This is a genomic window from Pseudomonas flexibilis, from assembly GCF_000802425.1.
In the GTDB taxonomy this organism is placed as follows: Bacteria; Pseudomonadota; Gammaproteobacteria; order Pseudomonadales; family Pseudomonadaceae; genus Serpens; species Serpens flexibilis.
In genome coordinates, this window is record NZ_JRUD01000043.1 from 1 (window position 1) to 9,476 (window position 9,476).

At 64.9% G+C, this 9,476-nt stretch carries 9 protein-coding genes and 1 pseudogene; 7 read left to right on the forward strand and 3 right to left on the reverse strand.

What is annotated here, in order from left to right; genetic code table 11:
* Positions 1-298: 298 nt before the first annotated feature.
* Entirely contained in the window at positions 299-931 is a 633-nt protein-coding gene (locus tag SF06_RS17505; protein ID WP_076380966.1) for an OmpA family protein, read from the reverse strand.
* 222 nt (positions 932-1,153) lie between these two features.
* Between SF06_RS17505 and SF06_RS17510 the strand changes: the two genes are divergently transcribed.
* From SF06_RS17510 to SF06_RS17530, 5 genes are all read left to right on the forward strand, one after another.
* Positions 1,154-1,621 (forward strand): YchJ family protein, encoded by a 468-nt coding sequence (locus tag SF06_RS17510; protein ID WP_039562920.1) that lies wholly within the window; start codon positions 1,154-1,156, stop codon positions 1,619-1,621.
* Between the two features lie 71 nt (positions 1,622-1,692).
* Complete coding sequence (locus tag SF06_RS17515; RefSeq protein WP_051587329.1) at positions 1,693-2,184, forward strand: LEA/WHy family protein; 492 nt, start codon at positions 1,693-1,695, stop codon at positions 2,182-2,184.
* Positions 2,185-2,188: 4 nt separating this feature from the next.
* Positions 2,189-2,386 carry an SEC-C metal-binding domain-containing protein gene (locus SF06_RS17520; RefSeq protein WP_039562921.1) on the forward strand — a complete coding sequence of 66 codons (198 nt, stop codon included), beginning with the start codon at positions 2,189-2,191 and terminating at the stop codon, positions 2,384-2,386.
* The gene (locus tag SF06_RS17525; protein ID WP_175610514.1) at positions 2,379-2,825 is read left to right on the forward strand and encodes a DUF2489 domain-containing protein; all 447 of its coding nucleotides are present in this window, start codon (positions 2,379-2,381) and stop codon (positions 2,823-2,825) included. The genes SF06_RS17520 and SF06_RS17525 overlap by 8 nt, the downstream gene beginning before the upstream one ends.
* A gap of 87 nt (positions 2,826-2,912) precedes the next feature.
* Complete coding sequence (locus SF06_RS17530) at positions 2,913-5,426, forward strand: penicillin acylase family protein (protein ID WP_234703348.1); 2,514 nt, start codon at positions 2,913-2,915, stop codon at positions 5,424-5,426.
* 22 nt (positions 5,427-5,448) lie between these two features.
* Here the strand turns inward: SF06_RS17530 and SF06_RS17535 are convergent, their stop codons facing one another.
* Entirely contained in the window at positions 5,449-6,003 is a 555-nt protein-coding gene (locus tag SF06_RS17535; protein WP_027589408.1) for a hypoxanthine-guanine phosphoribosyltransferase, read from the reverse strand.
* A 234-nt stretch (positions 6,004-6,237) separates the two neighbouring features.
* Between SF06_RS17535 and upp the strand changes: the two genes are divergently transcribed.
* On the forward strand, positions 6,238-6,876 hold the full coding sequence (gene upp, locus SF06_RS17540) for a uracil phosphoribosyltransferase (protein ID WP_027589409.1): 639 nt from the start codon (positions 6,238-6,240) through the stop codon (positions 6,874-6,876).
* A gap of 2 nt (positions 6,877-6,878) precedes the next feature.
* On the forward strand, positions 6,879-8,135 hold the full coding sequence (locus SF06_RS17545; protein WP_039562924.1) for a uracil-xanthine permease family protein: 1,257 nt from the start codon (positions 6,879-6,881) through the stop codon (positions 8,133-8,135).
* Positions 8,136-8,284: 149 nt separating this feature from the next.
* Here SF06_RS17545 and SF06_RS17550 read toward each other — a convergent pair.
* Positions 8,285-9,358 (reverse strand): annotated as a pseudogene (locus SF06_RS17550) (sigma-54 interaction domain-containing protein); the annotation flags it as partial.
* Between the last annotated feature and the right edge of the window lie 118 nt (positions 9,359-9,476).

Consider the following 9,476-nt stretch of genomic DNA (forward strand, 5'->3'; position numbering starts at 1 on the left):
ATGGTTAGTGAGAGGGTTGAGTGTGGTAGTATGAGAAGGGTTGTGTTGCAGATAGCAGGCGGTCTGATTTTTATTTTGTAAAGAATACTGGCACCTCCACGAGCGACGCGTAGTGAGGCGTCAGCAGCTTCCAATGTGTATAAGGGACTGGTACCGGGGTTTCCGCTCCCACAAACAGGCGGCGGCCTGCACGGAGCCCCGAAGGAGCGAATTCATTCGCGAGCTTTGGGGCGTCCGGCCAGAGGCGCCCGAAAAAAGCTCGCGGACAAGTCCGCGCCCACATGCCCCCGGCAGCGTCTTATTCCACTCGCGCCTCGACCACCGCTTCCACGCGGCGGTTGATGGCCCGACCTTCCTCGCTGTCATTGTCCGCCACCGGGCGGGCCTCGCCGAAGCCAATGGCATCGACCCGGCCGGGCTGGATGCCGAACTCGCTCACCAGCACTTCACGCACGGCCATGGCCCGACGCTCGGAAAGACTCTGGTTGTAGGCCTCGGTGCCCACCGAATCGGTGTGTCCTTCCACCACCGTGGTGGTCTGCGGGAACTGCTTCATGAACTCCGCTACGTCGCGGATATCCGCGTAGCTTTCCGGCTTGACGACCTGACGGTCGAAATCGAATTTCACATCCAGCTCGACCCGCAGGGTCTCCGCGGGTGCTGGCTCGATGATTTCCTCTTCGACCTCCACCAGCGTCACGACCTCCTGTTCCTGGCCCTGGCCTTGCGCCCAGCAATAGCCGCCCGCCGTGGCAGCGGCGATCAACGCGCCCCAACCCGCGTAGCTGCTGCTCTCGAAGGCGCCGAGCGCCGCTCCCGTAACGCCGCCGACCGCCGCGCAGGTCGGCCAGTCGCTCTTCTGCATGCCGGCGCAGCCACTCAGCACGCCGGTCAGCACCACCAACGGTATCGCGTTTCTAACGATGCTCATCACGTTCTCCTGGATAATCGGTGTTGCCGATAGCCAGTGAGTTAAGCAGCACATTGAATGCGCGCTAGCGCACAGCACCCGAGACAACTTCATCACACCCAGGGACTCGCAGACGCAGGCGGCAGGCACTTACGACCAATGGCACGCGCGGACACTTGCGCGTCCCGCTCGGCGCCCGCCTTCACCTATGATTGGCACCCGAGTCGAACGCGAGTGAGCACCATGTCCCCCGCCTGTCCCTGCACCAGCGACAAGCCGCTGTCCACCTGTTGCGGCCGCCATCACGCCGGCCTGCCGGCCCCCAGCGCCGAGCAGCTGATGCGCTCGCGCTACAGCGCCTACGTTCTGGGTCTGATCGATTACCTGGTCACCACCACCCTGCCGGCACAGCAGGCGGGCCTGGACCGTGAGGCCATGGCAGCCTGGAGCGCGCAGAGCGTATGGCTCGGCCTGGAGGTGGAGCAGGCCGAGGTGCTGGGCGGTACCCCCGAACACGCGCGTGTGACCTTTACTGCCCGCTGGCACGATGCAAACGGCGATCACAGCCACCGAGAATGCTCGGCTTTCGTGCAGCGTGACGGCCGCTGGTACTTCATCGATCCCACCGTACCGCTGCAGGCCGGCCGTAACGACCCCTGTCCCTGTGGAAGTGGGCTGAAGTTCAAGAAATGTTGTGCTTCTTACCTTTGATCCTCTGACCATTACGGTAGGAATACTGGCGGCCGGCCGCTACAATCGAGCGCACTTCACAGCCGTGTCCCATGCCCATGCCCCTGGCCAAGAACGCACTCGTCGCCAGCCTGCTGCTCGGTCTCGCCCTGCTAGGCGGCTGCTCCACCTGGATGAGCGGCTCCTTCCAGGATCCGGAAATCCGCCTGCTGCGGGTGGAAACCATCGAAGCGCGTCTCGACGAACAACTGTTTCGCCTGCATTTCGAGATCAGCAATCCGAACTCCCGCAGCCTGCCGGTGCGCAACCTGAGCTACAGCCTGTTTCTCAATGACATTCCCCTGGCGCGGAACCAGGATGAACGCTCCCTGATCGTTCCGGGCAATGACGTGCGTCGCTTCGGCGCCAACCTGCACACCAACCTGTGGCGGCATATTCGCGAGATCACCCGGCTCCTGGAGAAACCCGACCAGCCCGTGCAGTACCGGCTGGAGGGCACTCTGAAGGCCGGGCTGCTGTTCGGACGGGACGTGCGGTTTTCCCGCAGCGGCGAGATAATCCCCCGCGACCACATACCGGAGTAGCTCCATGACGCAACAACCCCATGTCCACGGTCCGCACTGCGACCACGACCACGACCATGAGCATGATCACGGCCATGTGCACGGCCCGCACTGCAACCATGCCCCGCAGGAGCCGACACGCAACCCGCTGAAGGCCATCGGCCGCAACGACCCTTGCCCCTGCGGCAGCCAGAAGAAATACAAGAAGTGCCACGGTGCCTGAGTTCCCGCTGCCACTGCTGATCGCCGCGCTGGCGATCATTGGCCTGCTGGCAGGCTATGCCCTGTGGTTGTGGCGGCAGGTCTGGCAGCGCCAGCGCCAGCAACAGGCACAGGACCGCCAACAGCGCGAGCGGCTCGGCGAGGATTTGCGCATCCTCGCCAGCAGCCTGCTTGACGGCCAGTTACCGATGATCGAAGGCGCGATCCGCATCAAGGTGCTGATCGACAACTACAACACCACGCTCAGCCAGAGCGCTCACAGCGCCGTGTTCCACAGCCTCTACGCCGCCACCGCCGACGTGCCCACCCATGCCGCCTGGCAGGCACTGAGCGCCGAGGAACGCACCCAATACCGCAGCCGTTTCGCCGCCCTGGAGCGCGAACATGGCGAGGCGCTGCGGACGGCTGCGAAATGGCTGCTGGAGCAGCGACTGGGCTAATCTGGGTACGCCTGACGCTGAGCGGTCAGGTTGTTTTGACAGGGTGGCCATGGAAATGGTGTCCGCCCTCCCCGCATGGATGCTTTTATGACCCCGCCTCTGCTTCGCGCCCTTGCCCTGACACTCCTGCTGGCGGTGGGCGGCTGTCATGCGCTGCTCGACGGCCACTATCGCGATACCCTGCCGCCAGAACAAGGCAGCATCACCCTCGAAGGACTGCATAAGCCTGTGTCGGTGCGCCGCAACGCGCTGGGCATGCCCTTCATCGAAGCCGACAGCCTGGCCGATGCCTCATTCGCCCTCGGCTACGTGCATGCCACCGACCGCCTGGCGCAGATGGAGGGCATGCGGCTGATGGCCGCCGGGCGGCTCGCCGAGATGCTGGGTGCCGGCGTGCTGGACATCGACCGTTTCATGCGCACCGTGGATCTGGAACGGGCCGCCAAGGCGCTGCAACGTGGCGTGTCCCCCGAGGTCATGCACCTGCTGGAACGCTATGCGCAGGGCGTGAACCGTTACCTGGCCCTCCACCAGGGGCGCCTGCCCCTGGATCTGGACGCCGCCGGACACCACCCCGAGCCCTGGACCCCGAGGGCCTCGCTCCTGGTGTTCTGCCTGCTCAACTTCGGGCTGGCCGCCAACCTGCAGGAAGAAATCGCCGCGCTGGCGCTGGCCCAGCGGGTAGGCACAGAACGGCTGGCCTGGCTGCTGCCTGTCTATCCCGACGAACCCCTGCCCTTCGATGAAACGGCCAAGCTGGCCGAGTTGACGCTGCAAGCACACATTCCCGGCCTCGGGGAGCTGGCTGCAACCGGCCAGAAGATCGCCGCAACCCGTCTGCTGGGGGCCGCCGCGTCCAACAACTGGGCCGTTGCCCCCGCCCGAAGCACGGCCGGAAAGAGCCTGCTGGCCAACGACACCCATCTGCCGCTGGCCATGCCGTCCTACTGGAACTATGTGCACCTGCGCACGCCGGAGCTGCAGGGCGCCGGCGTCGCCATCGCCGGCCTCCCGGCCGTGGTCGCAGGCTTCAACGGCTCGCTGGCCTGGGGCATGACCATGGTCATGGGCGACAACCAGGATCTGTTCCTGGAGCAACTGGTCGAGGGGCGTGACGGACAATGGCTCTACCTGGCCGAAGGCGAGTGGCAACCCACCCGGCAGCGCCGGGAAACCTTCATCATCAAAGGGCAGCAACCGGTCAGCGAGATCATCCACGAAACACGCAACGGTCCGCTGCTCAATGCCGTGCTGACCGAACCCCGCCATATGCTGCAACCCCGAGCCCTGCAGAGCGGCTACGGGCTGGCCTACCGCAGCATTCAGAACGAGACTGACCAGAGCGTGGATGCGTTCTTCGCCCTGTCGCGCGCCAAATCGGTGACCGACGCCTTCGAGGCCAGCCGTGGCGTGCGCGCCATGGCGCTGAACATCCTGTTCGCCGATGCCGACAGCATCGGCTGGCAGGTCACCGGACGCTATCCGCAACGCGCCCGCGGGCAGGGACTGCTGCCCTCGCCGGGCTGGGACGACCGCTACGGCTGGAAGGGCTATGTCGACCCGGCTCGTCACCCCAGCGCCCGGAATCCGAAGAGCGGCTGGCTGGGGACGGCGAACCATCGCAGCGTGCCGGCGGACTTTCCGGTGCGCCTGAGCAGCTCCTGGTATTACCCGGAGCGCGCCGAGCGCCTGGCCCAGGTGCTGGCCGCTGGCCCCCATGATCGCGACAGCATGATTGCCCTGCAGTACGACCAGACCAGCCCATTCGTCCTCAAGCTGCAGGCCATGCTGCGCGCGCCCGCCATGGCCGAAGCGCTGGAAAGCGCGCTGCTGGCCCTGGCGCCCCCCGAACAATCCCGTGCCCGTGAGGCCCTGGAACGCCTGCTGGCCTTCGACGGCGCGCTGACGGCCGATTCGGCGGATGCCGCACTCTACGCCGCCTTCCTGCATGAAAGCGCGCGGCAGATCTTCCTCGACGAACTGGGACCGGAAGATGATCCGGCTTGGCAAGCGCTGGTGCAGGCCGCCAACACGTCCTACTCGGCCCAGGCCGACCACCTGCTGGGACGCGACGACAGCCCGTTCTGGGACGACACGAGCACTCCGGAAGCCGAGGACAAGCCCGCCATCCTGGCCCGCAGCCTGGCGGCCGCCACGGCGTTGCTGGAGCAGCGATTGGGCACCGATCGCGAAGCCTGGCGCTGGGATGCGCTGCACCGCTACCACTGGGTCACCGACGGCAGCAAGCTGGCCCCCTACCTGGGCTTCACCCAGCGCCATGGCCTGCAGGCACTTGCCGGTTACGTGGATCGCGGTCCGTATCCGGCCGGCGGCGATCACAGCACCCTGAACGTGGCAGCCTATCGCTGGGGCGAATCCTTCGACACCTGGTTGATCCCGGCCATGCGCATCGTCGTGGATTTCGCGGCGGAGGAGCCTATGCAAGGCCTCAACAGCAGCGGCCAGTCCGGCAATCCTGCCAGCCCGCATTACGCAGACGGCATTCAGGCGTGGCTGGACGCCGACTATCAGGTGTTTCCCTTCCGCGCAGATAACCAGACCCACGTGTACGGGGAGCGGCGGTTGTGGTTGCTGCCGTAGGGGCAGCTGCCCAATAAGCCGGTTACAGGCCCTTGACGGCGAAAATGCCCGCGGCGTTGCGCCAGTAACCCTTGTAGTCCATGCCGTAGCCGAAGATGTAGCGATCCTCGCAGGGCAGACCGACATAATCGGCCTTCAGGTCCGGACGGGCCTTGCGGTCATGAACCTTGTCGATCAGTACGGCGGTGTGCACCTCGCGGGCACCGGCATGCCGGCAGAAGTCGACGATCGCCGCCAGGGTGTGCCCTTCGTCGAGAATGTCGTCGATGATCAGCACGTCGCGGTCCATGAACGACACTTCCGGCTTGGCTTTCCAGAACAGTTCGCCGCCGCTGGTTTCGTTGCGGTAGCGCGTAGCGTGCAGATAGGAAAGCTCGAGCGGGAAATCCAGTTGGGTCAGCAGCTTGCCGGCAAAAATCAGCCCACCGTTCATCACGCAGAACACCACCGGATTGCGTTCGGCCAGGTTGGTGTTGATGTCCTCGGCCACCCGACTGATGGCGGCCTCGATTTGCGCATTGCTGTACAGACAGTCGGCTTCGGCCATCACCTGGCGAATGTGGGCGAGATCGGGCATGAAAAAAATCCTCTTGCTGCTGGGATTCGGCAAAAACGAAGCGCGAAAGGTATGCCCCGAGCAGCCATCAGGCAAGTTTCGGTGCTCACCGGTTGCGTACAGTCTTCGTGAAGCGCCCCCCCTTGACGAGAATCTGCCGCAGCCACCGACAAAGACCGTTTTTTTGCTGATACCTGCATGCTATTTGCTTTACCCTAGCGCGATTTTTTGCCCGCCCCCTGCCGGAGAACCTCCATGCCTATCCGAGAGATCCGCCACCCGCTGATCCGCCACAAGCTCGGCCTGATGCGCCGGGCCGATATCAGCACCAAGAATTTCCGCGAACTTGCCCAGGAAGTGGGCGCCCTGCTCACCTACGAAGCGACCAATGATCTGCCACTGGAGAACTACGAGATCCAGGGCTGGAACGGCACGGTCACCGTCGAGAAGATCGCCGGCAAGAAAATTACCGTGGTACCGATCCTGCGTGCCGGCATCGGCATGCTGGATGGCGTGCTCCAGCTGATTCCCAGCGCCAAGGTGAGCGCGGTGGGCATCGCCCGCAACGAGGAAACCCTGCAGGCACACACCTACCTGGAAAAGCTGGCGCCGGAAATCGACGAGCGCCTGGCGCTGATCATCGATCCCATGCTGGCCACCGGCGGCTCGATGGTCGCCACCATCGACCTGCTGAAGAAGGCCGGCTGCAAGGAAATCCGCGCCATGGTGCTGGTGGCTGCGCCGGAAGGCATCGCGGTGGTGGAAAAGGCCCACCCGGACGTGCAGATCTTCACCGCCTCCATCGACCAGGGGCTTAACGAACACGGCTACATCATTCCCGGCCTGGGCGATGCCGGCGACAAGATCTTCGGCACCAAGCAAAAGGACAGCTGAGCATGAGCGACACTTTCAAGGACCCGATTTTGCGCCAGGGGATTGCCGGCGCGCAGATGCTGTTCGTGGCCTTCGGCGCCCTGGTGCTCATGCCGCTGCTGACCGGCATGGACCCCAACGTGGCGCTGTTCACCGCGGGCATCGGCACCCTGCTGTTCCAGCTGGTGACCCGCCGCGAGGTGCCGGTGTTCCTGGCCTCCAGCTTCGCCTTCATCGCACCGATCATGGCGATCAAGGGTGAAGTGGGTCTGCCGGCCGTATTGGGCGGCATCATCGCCGCCGGCGTTGTGTATGTCTTGCTCAGTTTCGCGGTGAAACTGCGCGGCGCCGGCTTCATCGACCGACTGCTGCCGCCGGTGGTCATCGCTCCGGTGATCATCTCCATCGGCCTGGCCCTGTCGCCGGTCGCGGTGGGCATGGCCATGGGTGGAAGCGGCGAGAACGCCATCCCCTACGCGACCGCCATCACCATTTCGATGGCCTCGCTGCTTGCCACGCTGCTGGTCGCCACGCTGGGACGCGGGCTATTCCGCCTGGTGCCGATTCTGGCCGGCATCGTGGTGGGCTGCGCCCTGTCCGCCGCCTTCGGAATCATCGACACCTCCGGCATCGCCGCCGCGCCCTGGCTGGCCCTGCCGAACTTCGTCGCGCCAGAATTCCACTGGGGGGCCATTCTTTACATGCTGCCGGTGGCGCTCGCCCCGGCCATCGAACACATTGGCGGCGTGGTCGCCATCGGCTCGGTGACCGGCAAGAACTTCATCCAGAAGCCCGGCCTGCACCGCACCCTGCTCGGCGACGGCCTGGCGACCTCGGCAGCCGGCCTGTTCGGCGGCCCGCCGAACACGACTTATGCGGAAGTGACCGGCGCCGTGATGCTGACCAAGAACTACAACCCGAAGGTCATGACCTGGGCAGCCGTGTTCGCCATCCTGATGGCCTTCGTGGGCAAGTTCGGCGCAGCGCTGCAGAGCATCCCGGTTCCGGTGATGGGCGGCATCCTCTGCCTGCTGTTCGGCTCCATTGCCGTGGTCGGCCTGAACACCCTGATCCGCAACCAGGTGGACCTGTCCCAGCCGCGCAACCTGATCATCGTCTCGGTGACGCTGGTGTTCGGCATTGGCGGCATGAAGCTGGGCACCCCGGAGTTCGCCCTGTCCGGCATCTCGCTGGCGGCGCTGACCGCCCTGCTGCTCAACCTGCTGCTGCCAGGCGGCCAGGGCTGGAAGAGCAAGCAGCTGGATCAGGAACAGGCATAGGATTCGGGTAGGAGCGGGTTCAGCCGCGATGCTCCAGAAGCTCGCGACTGAACCCGCTCCTAGGGATGTGTGCAGGCTTTCGCTTTTGGGGGAGGGGCTTTAGCCGCGACGGCGCCCTCTCCCCTTGCGGGAGAGGGCGAAGAAAACCTTCAGGCCTCGTCTTCGCGGCGACTCATGCCGTACTTGCGCATCTTCTCCACCAGCGTGGTGCGGCGGATGCGCAGGCGCTCGGCGGCCCGGGCGACAACGCCGCCGGCCTCGTCCAGGGCCTGCTGGATCAAGCCCTGCTCCAGGTTGCCCAGATACTCCTTGAGATCCAGCCCCTCGGGCGGCAGTGTGGCAGTGGCCGACAGGGCTGGCTGCACGGCACCACCGATGGCCGCCCGCTCCTCCAACTCCTCGCGGATCGACGCCGTGAAGTGCTCTTCCTCGTCGTCCACGTGCCGAAACTTCTTTGGCAGCTCGGACACACCGATCACCCCATACGGGTACATGATCGCCATGCGTTCGACCAGGTTGGCCAGCTCACGCACGTTGCCCGGCCAGTCGTGGCGGCACAGCGACATGATCGCGGCCGAGTTGAAGCGAATGGAGCCGCGTTTCTCGTGCTCCATGCGCAGTATCAGCTCGTTGATCAGCACCGGGATGTCTTCCACCCGCTCGCGCAGGGGAGCCATGTCGATGGGGAAGACATTGAGGCGGTAGTACAGATCCTCGCGGAAGGCGCCTTCGGCGATCATCTGCTCCAGGTTCTTGTGGGTCGCGGCGATGATGCGCACATCGGCCTGCTGCGTCTTGTTGCTGCCCACGCGCTCGAAGGTTCGCTCCTGCAGCACGCGCAGCAGCTTGACCTGCATGGCCAGCGGCATGTCGCCGATCTCGTCGAGGAACAGGGTGCCGCCCTGGGCCAGCTCGAAACGCCCGATGCGATTGGAGATGGCACCGGTGAACGCGCCCTTCTCGTGGCCGAACAGCTCGCTCTCCAGCAATTCGGCCGGAATGGCCCCGCAATTGACTGGCACGAACGGCGCGCCGCGGCGCTTGGAGTGATAGTGCAGGTTGCGGGCCACCACCTCCTTGCCGGTTCCGGATTCGCCGAGAATCAACACGCTGGCTTCGGTGTCGGCGACCTGATGCATCATCTGCCGCACGTTCTGAATCGCGCGACTGGTGCCGACCAGGCTGCGGAACAGGTTCGGCTCGCGCTGCCGGCCCAGATCGCGGGTCTCACCCTGACTCTTATACACACATGACGCCGCCGAGGACCGCGTCAGTGTAGAGTATGGAGGATGGCGCATCCCCAAAGAAAACAACACCTTGTCCCCGCCCCACATCTACCTC